The sequence below is a fragment of the Serratia proteamaculans genome, assembly GCF_013337185.1.
GTDB lineage: Bacteria > Pseudomonadota > Gammaproteobacteria > Enterobacterales > Enterobacteriaceae > Serratia > Serratia proteamaculans_D.
This window is the reverse complement of record NZ_SWDE01000006.1, coordinates 266,154-280,218: the sequence shown is the minus strand read 5'-3', so window position 1 is coordinate 280,218 and position 14,065 is coordinate 266,154. Positions and strand designations below refer to the sequence as shown.

Below are 14,065 nucleotides of genomic sequence, written 5' to 3'. Positions count from 1 at the left end.
GTTTGACTGGCAGGCATTGCGGTTCCTGTGGTGGGATATTTTTTAATTTATTGCTCCCCCGGTACGAACCGGGGTTCAAGCGTATCGTTGTACCATGCCGGCCATTTGCCATCCAGCTATCACTGTCGAATCGTTCTAAATATTCGCCCTCATTTAAGCGCCTGCTCAGCTAACAAGACAACGGCGATGAGGGTCATCGCGACACCGGAGATGCGGCTGACCACCCGTGCCGCCTGTGGGCGCGTCTGCAATACTGACTGCGAGCCATAACCCACCAGCAGATAAACCAGCCCACAACTGACCAGATGCAGCAGGCCGAGGGCCAGGATCTGCGTCGGAATCGACCACGGGGCATGTGGATCGGTGAATTGCGGCAACAGAGCCAGAAATAACAGAAAGACCTTTGGATTCATGCCACTGATGCAAACCCCTTTGCCCGCCCAGCGCATCCATGAATCTGAACTCTGTTTCTCCGCAGCATTGGGAACGGGAGGATTCAACAGCAGATTGATACCGATCCACAGCAGGTAGGATGCCCCCACGACGGTGAGTACCGTCAGGATCAGCGGGTTACCGGTAACCAACACGCCGACACCGGCCGCCACTACCGCAATAGCCAGCAGATGCCCGAACAATAATCCGGCGACTGCCGGTACTACCACCCTGCCGCGTATACCCGCCGATATCACGTATGCCCAATCCATGCCCGGCGTGATGACAAACAGAATCGAAACTGCCCAGAAGGCGGCAAAAATGGCCGGCGTCATGACAGATTGCTCCACTGCCGAGGTTGCTCTGTTACGCGTATTTTCACCTGACTTTCCTCATCATAGGGGCCTGCAAACCGCGTTAAGTGCGATCGGCCCCGGCCACTTAATTATTGGAAAGAATATCTTTAGGGCGTTAAAATGTGCTGCCAATTACTTGCCTGAAAACTACAAATTCGGGGAAATTTTTCTAAATGGATAAGATAGACCGCAAAATTCTTGCTGAACTACAAACGGATGGGCGACTTTCTGTCACCGAACTGGCCGAACGTGTCGGGCTTAGCGTTTCGCCCTGCCACCGCCGGGTGAAGGCCCTGGAAGAATCAGGGGTGATCAGGGGCTATCGCGCACAGCTTGAACCCACCAGCCTGGGGTTTAACTTTTCCGCATTGGTTTTCGTCACCATGAGAGAAGGCGATCGCCACGCCGTAGCCGCCTTTGAGGATGCGATGATCGATATTCCTCAGGTGGTGCAGGCGCAAAGGCTGTTCGGTGACCCCGATTATCTGCTGCATGTGATCTCCCGCGATCTGCCCGCTTTCCAGCAACTGTACGACGAGAAGCTCTCCGCCCTGCCCGGCGTTCAGCGCCTCAGTTCCACATTGGTGATGAAAACCGTGGTCCCCGAGCGCTCCTTTTTACCCCTGGGGAAATAACAACGGGAGCGTCTCTGTTCCCGTTGTTAACTTAAGGCTTAAGGCACAATCACAAAATCCGGATTGGCGACGGCGAACAACGCATCGCGATCCGCTGCCGGTGGATAGATCCACTGGGTGTTGATTTCCTGTTTGATCTTTTTGCCCTCTGCACGTGTGAATAGCACCTGGCGATCCCAACCTTCGGTATAGAGCGCGCCCCAGGCACCGAGATCGAGGCAAGTCACATACTTGGGTTGGCTATAAGGGTGCAGCGGCAGCCCCAGCAGTTCCGCTGCGGCATTGTGCCCGGCGACGCGTCCCAGGCTCATCGCATGCTGGCAGGTCATCAGGTTATGGTTGCCCAACTCGTCGCTCGCTGCCTTAACCGTATCCCCGGTAACGAAAACGCCAGCCGCCGCCGGCGCATGCAGGAAGGCGTCACCAACGATGCGTCCGGAGCCGTCACGCTCGCCCGGAATTTGCTCGACCAATGGATTTGCCCGTACACCGGCAGCCAATATCACCGTGTTGGCGGCAATACGCTCACCATTCGACAAAGTAACGCTGTCGGCATCGATCGCCGTAACGCGCATCCCGGCCCTTGATTCAACGCCACATTCTTCCAACGCCTGGCGGATCACGATGCCAGGTTCGGCCCCCATACCCGCCCCCACTTCTGCCGCAGTATCGACAATCACCACGCGGATGTCCGCTTCACTGCCCAGAATCGCACGCAGGCGCATTGGCATTTCGGACGCGCTTTCCAACCCGGTGAGCCCACCGCCAACCACCACTACGGTGTTACGCGCCGGCGTTTCCGGTTGTGCCACCAAGGCCTTCAAATGGGCATCCAGTCGGTGCGCGCTTTGCAGCGTATCCACATTGAACCCGTGCTCGGCGAAACCGGCAACCTGTGGAACAGAAAGCTGGCTGCCGGTCGCCAACACCAGGCGATCATAATCCAACCGGAGCTTTTGCCCCGCAGCGCTGGCTACCACCAGCGTCTGGTTTTCACTGTCTATCTGCTCAACCAAACCGGCCAAATGGCGAACACCAATAGCGGCAAGCTGTGCCGAAATATCCGGGCTCATGTTCTCCAGCACCGCTTCATACAACCTTGGGCGAATGGTGACATTCGGTGTCGGCGAAACCATCGTCACTTCGATCTCCCCTTCTTTACCAGCCAGTGCTATCGCTCGCATGGCGGAAACTGCAGCCCAAAAACCAGCAAAACCAGAACCGGCGATCACTATTTTTTGCGTCATGGAATAACTCCTTCCTACAGGTTTAATCAGATGCCCGTACTATTTTCCAGGCGAGTGGCGCCGTTCCGCCACCTGTCAAAAGGGTGCAGAAGGGCTACCGCCTGTGGCACACAGGCGGGAAAAAAGAATCAGAGAAACTGCTGAGACGTTATTTAGACTTGGTGCGGGCCGGTTTGCCGCTTCGGGTGGTACGCTCGCTCATGCGTTCATCCATCCACAGGTTGACCTCACCAAAGAATCCCTCTGGCGCCTTGCGCCCGAAACGCGAGGCGACGGCCCCCAGAGTTTGTAATGCCAGTGCATCGCGCATGGCCTTTTCGGCCTGCAGCATCACTGCATGGATCGCACACTTGCCGGACACCGCCCAGTCAGGTGGGCTGTCGTCAAACACCGCGCAACGGCCGCGTACCTCCTGGCAATCGAACAACGGCTTGTGCCCTTCAATGGCATCAATGACCTCCAGAAACGTGATCTCATCCGCCGGGCGGGCCAGCCGATAGCCGCCGCGCACGCCTTCGCTCGCGGCGACGATCCCCGCTTTCTCCAGCTTGGGAAAGATTTTGGCCAGGAAACTCGGTGAGATCCCCTGCAGTTCGGCAAGTTCACGGCTGCTGAGCGCGCGCTGATTGTCGCCGACTAACCAAAGCAGACAGTGGATGCCATATTCAACGCTGGTAGTGATGTAAGCCATATTGGGTTTGAGGTGTATCTATGAATTCAATAACACAGACTATATTAGTCCACGTTTACTCTGTCAATTTAAAACGCGGACAAACTTTGTCTTTGTTTTATCTGACGACCCCAATGGCAATATTGAGAAATGAAAAATAAAGCATTTCTGCTCGAATATTGCCGAACAGAAGTTTCATTGTCGCTTCCGGCTGACTATGATGTTAACTGCCAACAGACCACCGCAACGCGTGCATTTTTGTGAACCAACACGCTTCCGCACCGATTGTTTTGGCGAGTCCGGCAGGGAACAAGAACTCTTGGGTAATGCTGACGTCTTAGAAATGACTCTTTAAGGGAAAGGCCTGACTATGACCACCCGGTTGACCAAAACAGCGATTGCAGTACTGTTACTTGGCACGCTCAACGCCACGGCGCCGGTGCTGGCGGAAACCCAGGATCAACTGCCGGATATCGGCACCTCTGCGGGCGGCACCCTAAGCATTGGCCAGGAAATGGCGATGGGGGATTTCTACGTGCGTCAGCTTCGCGCCAGCGCACCGCTGATCAATGACCCACTGCTGACTCAATATATTAACCAGTTGGGCAACCGGCTGGTGGCAAGCGCCTATTCGGTGCGTACGCCATTCCATTTCTATCTGGTGCGTAACGACGAAATCAACGCCTTTGCCTTCTTCGGCGGCAACGTGGTGCTGCACTCTGCCCTATTCCGCGAAACCGACAACGAAAGCCAGCTGGCTTCGGTGCTGGCGCATGAAATCTCGCACGTGACCCAACGCCACCTGGCGCGGGCGATGGAAGACCAGCAACGCAATGCCCCGCTGACCTGGGTCGGCGCCCTCGGTTCAATCCTGCTGGCGATGGCTAACCCTACCATGGGTATGGCGGCGCTTAGCGGCACCCTGGCCGGTACCCAACAGGGCATGATCAGTTTTACCCAGTCAAATGAACAGGAAGCCGACCGCATCGGTATTCAGGTATTGCAACGTGCCGGATTTGATCCGGAAGCCATGCCTGATTTCTTGCAGAAACTGTCTGACCAGTCGCGCTACGCGTCAAAACCACCGGAAATGCTGCTGACCCACCCATTGCCTGACAGTCGCCTGTCTGACGCACGTAACCGCGCCAACCAGATGCCCAAGCATCTGGTGCAGTCCACCCAGGATTACCTGATGGCCAAAGTGCGCTCTCTGGGGATGTACAGCTCCGAAGGTTACGGGCTGCGCGAAGAACTGCTTGATACCTACAGCAAAGGCAATATACGTGAACAGACCGCCGCCAAGTATGGCCGTGCCATTCTGTTCTATGAGGCGAAAAAATATGACGACGCCCGTAACATCATTCAGCCGCTGCTGACGCAAGATCCAAAAAACGTCTGGCTGCTCGACCTGATGACCGACATCGACCTTGGCCAGAAACGTGCGCCGCAGGCCATCGCCCGCCTGCAGGCCGCCAATGCAGCCCAAAGCAACAATCCGGTGCTGCAGCTCAACCTGGCTAACGCCTATGTTGAAGGCAACCAGCCGGCTCAGGCATCCAAAATTCTTAACCGTTATACCTTCGCCCATCCTGACGATCCCAATGCCTGGGATCTGCTGGCCCAGGCCAGTGCCGCGCAGGGGTTGCGCGATGAAGAACTTTCCGCCCGCGCTGAAAGCCTGGCGCTAACCGGCCGTCTCGATCAGGCCATCGGTCTGCTCAGCAATGCCAGTTCGTTGCAAAAACTCGGCAGTCTGAAACAGGCGCGCTATGATGCGCGCATCGACCAGTTGCGCCAGTTGCAGGAGCGTTTCCGCCAGTACCAACGCAGCTGATTTTGAAAAGGATGAGTTAGTTGAAAAAAGTCACTATTTACCACAACCCGCGCTGTTCCAAGAGCCGCGAAACCCTGGCGCTGCTGGAACAACATGGCGTAACCCCTGAAGTGGTGCTGTACCTGGAGACGCCACCGTCGGTCGAGCGGTTGAAAAAACTGCTGAAGGAGCTGGGTTTCACCTCGGCGCGCGAGCTGATGCGCAAGAAAGAAGACCTGTACAAGGAATTGAAGCTGGCGGATGAAAGCCTGAGTGAAGACCAGTTGTTAACCGCCATGGTGGCGAATCCGAAGCTGATCGAACGCCCTATCGTGGTTAAAGGCAACAAGGCGCGTATCGGCCGACCGCCTGAGCAGGTGCTGGAGATTCTGTAAACTGGTATCCGCCCCTATTGACCCCGATTATGAAAATAGCCCTTATCAGGGCTATTTTTAATTGCTTGTTATATAAATACTTTTCATCACCCCGTCTCACTCTGGCTGATATCATCCCTCTGGTGTGTTGTTTTAATGCACAATCGCCGTTGACATACGTCAACACCCTCAATAACATCTATAGGTGGGTGATGAAAAACCATCCTAATAAACATATTCAGGCAGCATTAGCCTATGCAATTTCACGGGGTTGGTTATTTCACGCCAGCAATGGACACGCGTTTGGTCGCCTCCATTGCGCTCTTCCCAACCATAGAGAACATATGATGAGTATCTGGTCTACTCCAAAAAATCCGGAGCAACATGCCAAACAGATACGCCGTAAAGTCGATCAATGCCTGGAACTGCCCAATAAGGATAAAAGAGGTTCACGATGACACTTTATAATTTCTCATTGACGCTTGCCGGTGTGACTTCAGAAACTCCAGGTTTAGAAGATGCCCTATATGCCAGTGGCTGTGATGACGGGTTGATTTGTTTTTATGGCAAATCGGTCTATGTGGAGTTCGATCGGGAAAGCGACAGCTTCGCCCACGCCATTCTCAGCGCCATTAAGGATATCGAATCCGCCGGCATCGGAGCCCAATCAATGTCGGTCGATTCATATCTGGTAGGACTAAGCGACATTGCGCAGCTTACCGGCATGTCCCGGCAGGCTATCGCTATGCTGAAAGACGGCACTCGCGGTTCTGGGGATTTTCCCTCTCCCATCCAACGGCTCAAAGGGGCTTCCCCCTTATGGAACTGGCGCAGTGTTGCTGCCTGGCTGGCAAACAAGGGTAAATTGGGGCAAGAACTGGCGGATAACGCGCAATGTCTGGAGAATATCAATCTGGCGTTGCAGCTCCGAGCCAGCAAACAACGCAGCCAGATCGAAAGCTACGTCAGCTTACTGGAACACGGCAAAAATTAAGCCCGGTTACAGCCCCAGGATCTCTTTCACAAACGGGATGGTCAGCTTGCGCTGGGCGGTGATGGAGGCATGATCGAGTTGATCCAACGTCATAAACAGCGTGCGCATTTCGCGATCCAACCGCTTCAACAGGAAACGCCCCACGTCCTCCGGCAATTCAAAACCGCGCAGCTTGCCGCGTAGTTGCAGCGCCAGCAATTTCTCTTCATCCGACAGCGGCTGTAACTTGTAGATTTGCCCCCAATCCAGGCGTGAAGCCAGATCGGGCAAATGGAGATTCAATTGGCGTGGCGGGCGATCGCCGGTAATAAACAGGCGCGTACGGCCGGTTTCCAGAATGCGGTTGTAGAGATTGAAGATGGCCATTTCCCACTCTTCGTCACCGGCAATGCATTCGATATTATCGATACACACCAAGGCCAGCTGCTCCATGCCATCCAATACTTCAGGCACGAAATAGGCTCGCTTATCCAGTGGCACATAGCCTACGGCCTCGCCACGCAGCGAAAGCTCCGCGCAGGACGCATGCAACAGGTGGCTGCGCCCACCGCCCTCGCGTGACCAGAAATAGATATAACTGCCATGTTCCTGACGAACGGCAGACTGGATCGCGCTCAATAGGGATGGGTTCTCCCCCGGATAAAAACTGGCAAAAGTTTCATCATCGGGAAGATAAAGTGGCAGTGAAAGCTGTGCCGGTGTATTCAGAAAAGCACCTCAACCAAAACTGGCAGGAAAACGCGGTCAGTCTACCACAGAAAATGGTTGCTGTTGAACCGGCAGGATTTTATGCCGCAATAGTGAGCAAAGGCGTCGGGGGAAGCCAAATGCCCCACGGACAGAGTGGGTGAAATTTGTCTTTTATCCAAGACTTATCCTAGTATAGAAAGGCGAAACGCAGTTACCATAAACAAGGTTTCTACAAGGATATAGACAATGAAAGTATGGAATAAAGTGATTTTGGCCTCACTCATTGGGCTAGTGCTTGCCGGTTGTGATGACTCATCCAAGGTCGATGCCAATCTTGAAAAAGCCAAAGACAGCGCAGAGCAGATGAAAGACGCCGCCCAGAAAAAAGCGGACGATCTGACCGATGAAGCCGCAGCCGTAGCCAAGGACATCAAGAAAGAAGCCACCACTCAGGCTGACCAGCTTAAAGACAAGGCCTCGGCGATTAAAGACGATGCCGGCAAGCAGGCGGATGCCATCACCAATGATGCCAAAGCCAAGGCCGATGCCATCAAAGATGACGCCAGCAAACAAAGCCAGCAGTTGGTCGATCAGGCTAAAGCCATTAAGAACGACGCCATTAATGGTGCCAACGACCTGACAGAACAAGCCAAAGCGAAAACCGAAGCGATTAAAAACAGCGCAGAGAATAAAGCGGAAGAATTAAAAAGTGATGTCGATGCAACAGGGACCAACCATACCCCGCCGGCAACGCAACAATAATTAGTGGATAGCAAACTAACGGGCAGCTCATCGGCTGCCCGTTTTTTATTCATTACTTCTGTTCGGCAGGTTCGTCCGGCTCTTCGAGAACTACCTCTTCCTTGCGGTACAGGCTGATCACCTTAAACAGCAGGCTGAGGCCGATGCCAACAATGGTCGCCAACGCCATGCCTTTCAACTCGGCAGCACCGATATGCACCTTGGCACCGCTGACGCCGATAATCAGGATCACCGAAGTCAGGATCAGGTTCTGTGCCTTGTTGTAATCCACCTTGGATTCAATCAGCACGCGAATACCGGACGCGCCGATCACCCCGTACAACAGCAGTGATACGCCGCCCATCACCGGTACCGGCACCGCCTGAATGGCCGCCGCCAACTTGCCAACGCAGGAAAGCAGGATCGCCAGAACCGCCGCGCCACCAATCACCCAGGTGCTGTAAACCTTGGTGATGGCCATCACGCCGATATTCTCACCGTAGGTGGTGTTAGGCGTTGAGCCGAAGAAACCGGAGATCACCGTCGAGATGCCGTTGGCAAACATGGAACGGTGCAAACCAGGGTCACGCAGCAAATCTTTTTTCACGATATTGGCCGTCACCACCAGATGACCGACGTGCTCGGCGATCACCACCAGTGCCGCCGGCAGAATGGTGAAGATGGCAAACCATTCAAAACGTGGCGTGTAGAAAGTCGGCAACGCAAACCAGTGCGCTTCACGGATCGGGGTTAAATCCACCACGCCCATAAAGAACGACAGCGCATAGCCCACCAACACGCCAATCAATATCGGGATAATTGCCAGAAAACCGCGAAACAGCACCGAACCGAGGATCGTCACGCCCAGCGTCACCAGCGAAATGGTTATGGTCGTAGTATCCGCGCTGACACCGTCGGCTGGCAGCAGGCCCGCCATATTGGCTGCTACGCCCGCCAATTCCAGACCTATGACCGCGACAATCGCCCCCATCGCCGCCGGCGGAAATATCACGTCCAGCCAGCCGGTACCGGCTTTTTTGACCAGCAGCCCCACCAGGCAGAACAGCACCCCACACATGATGAAACCGCCCAATGCCACTTCATAGCCCAATGGCAGCAGCAACAATACCGGGGAGATAAAGGCAAAGCTGGAACCGAGATAAGCCGGGATCTTGCCCTTGCAAATAAACAGATACAGCAGCGTGCCGATGCCATTAAACAGCAACACCGTCGCCGGGTTTATCTTGAACAGGATAGGCACCAGCACGGTAGCACCAAACATGGCGAACAGATGCTGGAAGCTGAGCGGAATGGTCTGCAGTAGCGGCGGGCGTTCACTGACGCCGATGACGCGACGAGTCATGGGGTTTTTCCTCTAATTATTTTCCGGTCAAAAAAAAGCCGACTCACGTCGGCTTCAATTTTTATTTGGTACCAAATATCTTATCGCCCGCATCACCCAGGCCCGGCACGATGTAGCCCTTGTCATTCAGGCATTGATCGATAGAAGCGGTGTACAGTTCGACGTCCGGGTGCGCTTTCTCCAGCGCGGCGATACCTTCCGGTGCCGCGACCAGTACCAGCACCTTGATGCTGTTGCAGCCGGCTTTCTTCAGCAGATCGATAGTGGCGATCATCGAGCCACCGGTCGCCAGCATCGGGTCAACCACCAGCGCCAGACGCTCTTCGATGTTGGACACCAGCTTTTGGAAATAAGGTACCGGCTCCAGAGTTTCTTCGTCACGGTAAACGCCAACCACGCTGATGCGCGCGCTAGGGACGTTTTCCAATACCCCTTCCATCATGCCCAGACCGGCACGCAGGATAGGTACGACGGTAATTTTTTTCCCTTTAATCTGGTCAATTTCAACCGGACCACACCAGCCATCGATGGTCACTTTCTCTGTTTCCAGATCGGCGGTCGCTTCATAGGTCAGCAAACTACCCACTTCCGAAGCCAGCTCACGGAAGCGTTTGGTGCTGATGTCATTTTCACGCATCAGGCCAAGCTTGTGTTTCACCAGCGGGTGTTTCACCTCAACGATCTTCATCATTTTTCTCCTATTAAGGTGGTTGACGGCCAAAAAAATCGCCGGATTATACCTCCTTTTGCCGACTGCGCCACCCACAATAGCCCGATCGGGATCAACAAAAGATTGAATAACAGTATAGATGACGAAAAAGCGGAGCTGGTTCACAAGCCACTCGCAAACGTTTGCCTGCGCTGTTAGAATTGCCGCGCCTTAGTCCGGAATCAATGCCGGATGCACAGTTTTCAAACCGCAAACCGTCGTGGGGATCGCGCAGTGACCGACAAAACCTCTCTCAGCTATAAAGACGCAGGTGTCGATATCGATGCTGGCAATGCATTGGTAGACCGCATCAAAGGTGTAGTTAAACAGACCCGCCGCCCTGAAGTGATGGGTGGTCTGGGCGGTTTTGGCGCCCTGTGTGCGTTGCCGCAGAAATACCGCGAGCCGATACTGGTTTCCGGTACCGACGGCGTAGGCACCAAGCTGCGTCTGGCGATGGACCTGAAACGACACGACACCATCGGCATCGATCTGGTTGCAATGTGTGTGAACGATTTGGTGGTACAGGGCGCTGAGCCGCTGTTCTTCCTGGATTACTTCGCAACCGGCAAACTGGACGTGGACACCGCGGCCAGCGTGATCACCGGTATCGCCGAGGGCTGCAAACAGTCCGGCTGTGCGTTAGTGGGTGGTGAAACCGCCGAAATGCCGGGCATGTACCATGGCGAAGATTACGATGTGGCCGGCTTTTGCGTTGGCGTGGTCGAGAAATCCGAAATCATCGACGGCAGCAAGGTGCAGTCCGGCGATGCCCTGATCGCCCTGGGGGCTTCCGGCCCGCACTCCAACGGCTATTCGCTGGTGCGCAAAATCCTGGAGGTCAGCAACACCGACCCAACCACCACCGATCTGGAAGGCCAACCACTGGCTGATCATCTGCTGGCACCGACCAAAATTTATGTGAAATCCGTGCTGGAGCTGATCGAGAAAATCGACGTGCACGCTATCGCTCACCTGACCGGCGGCGGCTTCTGGGAAAACATCCCACGCGTACTGCCGGAAGGCATGCAGGCGGTGATCGACGAATCCAGCTGGCAGTGGCCGGCCGTATTCACCTGGCTGCAGCAGACCGGCAACGTCAGCCGTCACGAAATGTACCGCACCTTTAACTGTGGCGTGGGCATGGTGATCGCACTGCCGGAAGAAGCGGTTGAGTCCGCCATCGCATTGTTGACCGCTGCCGGTGAAAAAGCGTGGAAGATCGGTAAACTGACCGCTTCTTCTGACGAACAACAAGTGGTCATCAACTGATGAAAAAGATCGTGGTGTTGGTCTCCGGCCAGGGGAGTAATCTCCAGGCGCTGATTGACGCCTGCCAGCAGGGCCGGATTGCCGCCGAAATTGTGGCGGTATTCAGCAACCGGGCGCAGGCTTATGGCCTGCAACGTGCGCAGGCGGCAGACATTGCCGCCCATGCGCTGGATGCCAAGGCCTATACCGACCGTGCGGCGTTTGACGTCGCATTGGCAGAAGCCATTGACCAGTATCAACCGGATTTGGTGGTGCTGGCGGGTTATATGCGCATTCTCAGCCCGCAGTTTGTGCAGCACTTTGCCGGACGCATGCTGAACATCCACCCTTCCCTGCTACCAAAATACCCAGGGTTGCACACCCACCGGCAAGCCATCGACAACGGTGACAGCGAACACGGCACTTCGGTGCATTTCGTGACCGAACAGCTCGACGGCGGCCCGGTGATTTTGCAAGCCAAGGTGCCGATTTTCCCCGGTGACGGGGAGGATGAGGTGGTTGAGCGAGTGCAAACACAGGAACACCTGATTTACCCGCTGGTGGTGAACTGGTTTGTCGAAGGTCGGTTGGCGATGCGTGATGACGCGGCCTGGCTCGATGGCAAGCGCCTGCCCGAACAGGGGCATGCGGCGGACTAAAGCGTCTCTTGAAGTTCTTCAAACCCTGGCTTTCAGCCGGGGTTTTTTATTTAGGGATATTCACGTTTGGCATGAATGACACTCAGAACTTCTATATGTCCGATGATTCTATAAACAATCAGGTAGTTGGGATGGACGACAATTTCACGCGTATTATCTACCCTACCCAAACGATGCATTAAGGGGTTTAACGGCAGGGAAAGTACCACCGCTTCGATTTCGTGCTGCAATTTTCGCGCAGCCCGCGGATTTCTGTCATCAATATAATCAATAATGCTCCATAGCTCTTCCTGAGCTTCACTGCTCCATTCTATCCGCATTGATCATCCCATTTTGCGCAATTTTTTCTTTGCCGCTAAACGAGTTTGCAGTTCAGTCATCACTTGTTCGTGCGGAATTCTTGGCTGCTCACTGTTAATGGCTGCCTCAATCTTGCCCCGGTACCACCGATCGTAGCTCTCTGTTTTTTCGGCCGAACCCAGCACCGGCAAGGTAGAAAGTGGAGGTTTTATCGCCATGGAATACGTCCTCTCTGAATTGTCTATATTTCAGGCAGTATAACGGCTTTGTTTACGAAAAAATACGCGACTCCGCCCCTTATCCTGACCATAATATATTGTCCGGTATTATCATTGGTACCCATCCACGACATAAGGAACCCCCATGTCCAGCCCTACCAACGTCAAGCTACGCCCACTGGAACGGGATGATTTGACGTTCGTCCACCAGATGGACAACAACGCCAGCGTGATGCGCTATTGGTTCGAAGAACCTTACGAAGCCTTTGTTGAGCTTTCCGACCTGTACGACAAGCACATCCACGATCAGAGCGAACGCCGCTTTATTATCGAACACCAGGGCGCCAAAGTCGGGTTGGTGGAACTGGTGGAGATCGACCACATCCACCGCCGCGCGGAATTCCAGATCATTATTGATCCGACTCATCAGGGGAAAGGTTACGCCACTATCGCTGCCAAGCTGGCGATGGATTACGGTTTCTCAGTGCTGAACCTGTATAAGCTGTATCTGATCGTCGACAAAGAGAACCCGAAGGCGATCCACATTTACAGCAAACTGGGCTTCGAGGTAGAAGGTGAGCTGATTGACGAGTTCTTCGTTAACGGCGAATACCGCACCGTGCTGCGCATGTGCATCTTCCAGCCGCAATACATGGCCAAGTTCAAAACCGCTGCCAGCGATAAGCCCCTGGTGAAGTGAACAAAAAACCCGCGAAAGCGGGTTTTAGCGCCATCAATACCTGAATTCTATTTCACCGACAGAAAGCAACCATGGCTGCTTAACCATAGCGCCCGGTAATGTAATCCTCGGTACGGCGCTGGCGCGGCGAGGTGAAGATGTCGTCGGTGTCGTTGTATTCCACCAATCGGCCTTGGTGAATAAACGCCGTGTAATCGGATACCCGCGCCGCCTGCTGCATGTTGTGGGTCACCAACACCACGCTGTAATGCTGCTTCAGCGCGGAAATCAGCTCTTCAATGGTTAGCGTGGAGATCGGATCCAGCGCCGAGGTCGGTTCATCGAGCAGCAGTACTTCCGGTTCAATGGCGATCGCCCGCGCAATCACCAATCTCTGTTGCTGGCCGCTGGAAAGGCGAAACGCGTTCTCGCGCAGCCGGTCTTTTACCTCGTGCCACAACGCCGCAGCACGCAGCGAACGTTCCACCGCTTCATCAAGGATGCGTCGATCGCGCACGCCCTGCAACCGCAGGCCGTAAACCACGTTTTCATAAATCGACTTCGGGAAGGGATTCGGGCGCTGGAACACCATACCAACCCGCCGTCTCAGCGCCGCAACGTCGATCTGCGTCCCGGAGATGCCCTGGCCGTTAAGTTGCAATTCACCTTCAATCCGGCAGTTGTCCACCAAATCATTCATGCGATTGAAACAGCGCAGCAGCGTCGATTTACCGCAGCCGGACGGGCCGATCAGCGCCGTCACCCGGTGCTTCGGGATACGCAGCGAAATATCGTGCAGCACCTGCTTCTCACCATAAAACAACTTGAGATCCTTTACCGCCAACGCGGTATCTTCATCACCAAGATGCTGGACATCCAGCCGGGGCAAACTGCCTGGCGTCATCAAACCCATTGGGCACTCTCCAGCAATAGC

The 14,065-nt window shown here is 54.6% G+C and carries 18 protein-coding genes; 9 read left to right on the top strand and 9 right to left on the bottom strand.

The annotated features are described in order from the left end of the window. Nucleotides 1-149 precede the first annotated feature (149 nt). The gene (locus FCL49_RS21055; RefSeq protein WP_174355003.1) at nucleotides 150-767 is read right to left on the bottom strand and encodes a LysE family translocator; all 618 of its coding nucleotides are present in this window, start codon (nucleotides 765-767) and stop codon (nucleotides 150-152) included. Between the two features lie 194 nt (nucleotides 768-961). Between FCL49_RS21055 and FCL49_RS21050 the strand changes: the two genes are divergently transcribed. After that, entirely contained in the window at nucleotides 962-1,423 is a 462-nt protein-coding gene (locus FCL49_RS21050; RefSeq protein ID WP_174355002.1) for an Lrp/AsnC family transcriptional regulator, read from the top strand. Nucleotides 1,424-1,461: 38 nt separating this feature from the next. Here FCL49_RS21050 and FCL49_RS21045 read toward each other — a convergent pair whose 3' ends face one another. Together FCL49_RS21045 and FCL49_RS21040 are read right to left on the bottom strand one after the other, a co-directional pair. Beyond that, on the bottom strand, nucleotides 1,462-2,670 hold the full coding sequence (locus tag FCL49_RS21045; protein WP_174355001.1) for an NAD(P)/FAD-dependent oxidoreductase: 1,209 nt from the start codon (nucleotides 2,668-2,670) through the stop codon (nucleotides 1,462-1,464). A 148-nt stretch (nucleotides 2,671-2,818) separates the two neighbouring features. Further along, the gene (locus FCL49_RS21040; protein ID WP_174355000.1) at nucleotides 2,819-3,361 is read right to left on the bottom strand and encodes an RrF2 family transcriptional regulator; all 543 of its coding nucleotides are present in this window, start codon (nucleotides 3,359-3,361) and stop codon (nucleotides 2,819-2,821) included. 349 nt (nucleotides 3,362-3,710) lie between these two features. On the opposite strand from FCL49_RS21040, the gene FCL49_RS21035 reads away from it, so the two are divergent. From FCL49_RS21035 to FCL49_RS21025, 4 genes are all read left to right on the top strand, one after another. Further along, the gene (locus FCL49_RS21035; RefSeq protein WP_174354999.1) at nucleotides 3,711-5,174 is read left to right on the top strand and encodes a beta-barrel assembly-enhancing protease; all 1,464 of its coding nucleotides are present in this window, start codon (nucleotides 3,711-3,713) and stop codon (nucleotides 5,172-5,174) included. A gap of 20 nt (nucleotides 5,175-5,194) precedes the next feature. Beyond that, nucleotides 5,195-5,548 carry an arsenate reductase (glutaredoxin) gene (arsC, locus tag FCL49_RS21030; protein WP_174354998.1) on the top strand — a complete coding sequence of 118 codons (354 nt, stop codon included), beginning with the start codon at nucleotides 5,195-5,197 and terminating at the stop codon, nucleotides 5,546-5,548. Nucleotides 5,549-5,739: 191 nt separating this feature from the next. Next, nucleotides 5,740-5,985: a hypothetical protein gene (locus FCL49_RS24730; protein ID WP_254611127.1), complete on the top strand. Its 246-nt coding sequence runs from the start codon at nucleotides 5,740-5,742 to the stop codon at nucleotides 5,983-5,985. Continuing rightward, the gene (locus FCL49_RS21025; protein WP_174354997.1) at nucleotides 5,982-6,521 is read left to right on the top strand and encodes a helix-turn-helix transcriptional regulator; all 540 of its coding nucleotides are present in this window, start codon (nucleotides 5,982-5,984) and stop codon (nucleotides 6,519-6,521) included. The genes FCL49_RS24730 and FCL49_RS21025 overlap by 4 nt, the downstream gene beginning before the upstream one ends. Before the next feature lie 6 nt (nucleotides 6,522-6,527). Here FCL49_RS21025 and hda read toward each other — a convergent pair whose 3' ends face one another. Continuing rightward, nucleotides 6,528-7,229 carry a DnaA inactivator Hda gene (gene hda, locus FCL49_RS21020; protein ID WP_026142482.1) on the bottom strand — a complete coding sequence of 234 codons (702 nt, stop codon included), beginning with the start codon at nucleotides 7,227-7,229 and terminating at the stop codon, nucleotides 6,528-6,530. Between the two features lie 228 nt (nucleotides 7,230-7,457). On the opposite strand from hda, the gene FCL49_RS21015 reads away from it, so the two are divergent. Further along, a complete protein-coding gene (locus tag FCL49_RS21015) occupies nucleotides 7,458-7,973 on the top strand; it encodes an E3 ubiquitin--protein ligase (protein WP_174354996.1) in 516 nt (171 codons plus the stop codon). A 52-nt stretch (nucleotides 7,974-8,025) separates the two neighbouring features. On the opposite strand, the gene uraA is transcribed toward FCL49_RS21015, so the two are convergent. Next, complete coding sequence (uraA, locus tag FCL49_RS21010) at nucleotides 8,026-9,315, bottom strand: uracil permease (RefSeq protein ID WP_135317531.1); 1,290 nt, start codon at nucleotides 9,313-9,315, stop codon at nucleotides 8,026-8,028. 61 nt (nucleotides 9,316-9,376) lie between these two features. Continuing rightward, nucleotides 9,377-10,003, bottom strand: coding sequence for a uracil phosphoribosyltransferase (gene upp, locus FCL49_RS21005; RefSeq protein ID WP_017893631.1), 627 nt, complete (start codon nucleotides 10,001-10,003; stop codon nucleotides 9,377-9,379). 255 nt (nucleotides 10,004-10,258) lie between these two features. Between upp and purM the strand changes: the two genes are divergently transcribed. Together purM and purN are read left to right on the top strand one after the other, a co-directional pair. Then, nucleotides 10,259-11,296, top strand: a complete 1,038-nt coding sequence (purM, locus tag FCL49_RS21000; protein WP_174355037.1) for a phosphoribosylformylglycinamidine cyclo-ligase — start codon at nucleotides 10,259-10,261, stop codon at nucleotides 11,294-11,296. Then, nucleotides 11,296-11,934, top strand: coding sequence for a phosphoribosylglycinamide formyltransferase (purN, locus tag FCL49_RS20995; RefSeq protein ID WP_174354995.1), 639 nt, complete (start codon nucleotides 11,296-11,298; stop codon nucleotides 11,932-11,934). The genes purM and purN overlap by 1 nt, the downstream gene beginning before the upstream one ends. 50 nt (nucleotides 11,935-11,984) lie before the next feature. Here the strand turns inward: purN and FCL49_RS20990 are convergent, their stop codons facing one another. Together FCL49_RS20990 and relB are read right to left on the bottom strand one after the other, a co-directional pair. Further along, nucleotides 11,985-12,254: a type II toxin-antitoxin system RelE/ParE family toxin gene (locus tag FCL49_RS20990; RefSeq protein ID WP_112362990.1), complete on the bottom strand. Its 270-nt coding sequence runs from the start codon at nucleotides 12,252-12,254 to the stop codon at nucleotides 11,985-11,987. 3 nt (nucleotides 12,255-12,257) lie between these two features. Continuing rightward, on the bottom strand, nucleotides 12,258-12,452 hold the full coding sequence (gene relB, locus FCL49_RS20985) for a type II toxin-antitoxin system RelB family antitoxin (protein ID WP_174354994.1): 195 nt from the start codon (nucleotides 12,450-12,452) through the stop codon (nucleotides 12,258-12,260). 145 nt (nucleotides 12,453-12,597) lie between these two features. On the opposite strand from relB, the gene speG reads away from it, so the two are divergent. After that, complete coding sequence (gene speG / locus FCL49_RS20980; protein ID WP_012146239.1) at nucleotides 12,598-13,152, top strand: spermidine N1-acetyltransferase; 555 nt, start codon at nucleotides 12,598-12,600, stop codon at nucleotides 13,150-13,152. A gap of 79 nt (nucleotides 13,153-13,231) precedes the next feature. Here speG and pstB read toward each other — a convergent pair whose 3' ends face one another. Next, complete coding sequence (gene pstB, locus FCL49_RS20975) at nucleotides 13,232-14,044, bottom strand: phosphate ABC transporter ATP-binding protein PstB (RefSeq protein ID WP_174354993.1); 813 nt, start codon at nucleotides 14,042-14,044, stop codon at nucleotides 13,232-13,234. Nucleotides 14,045-14,065: the final 21 nt, after the last annotated feature.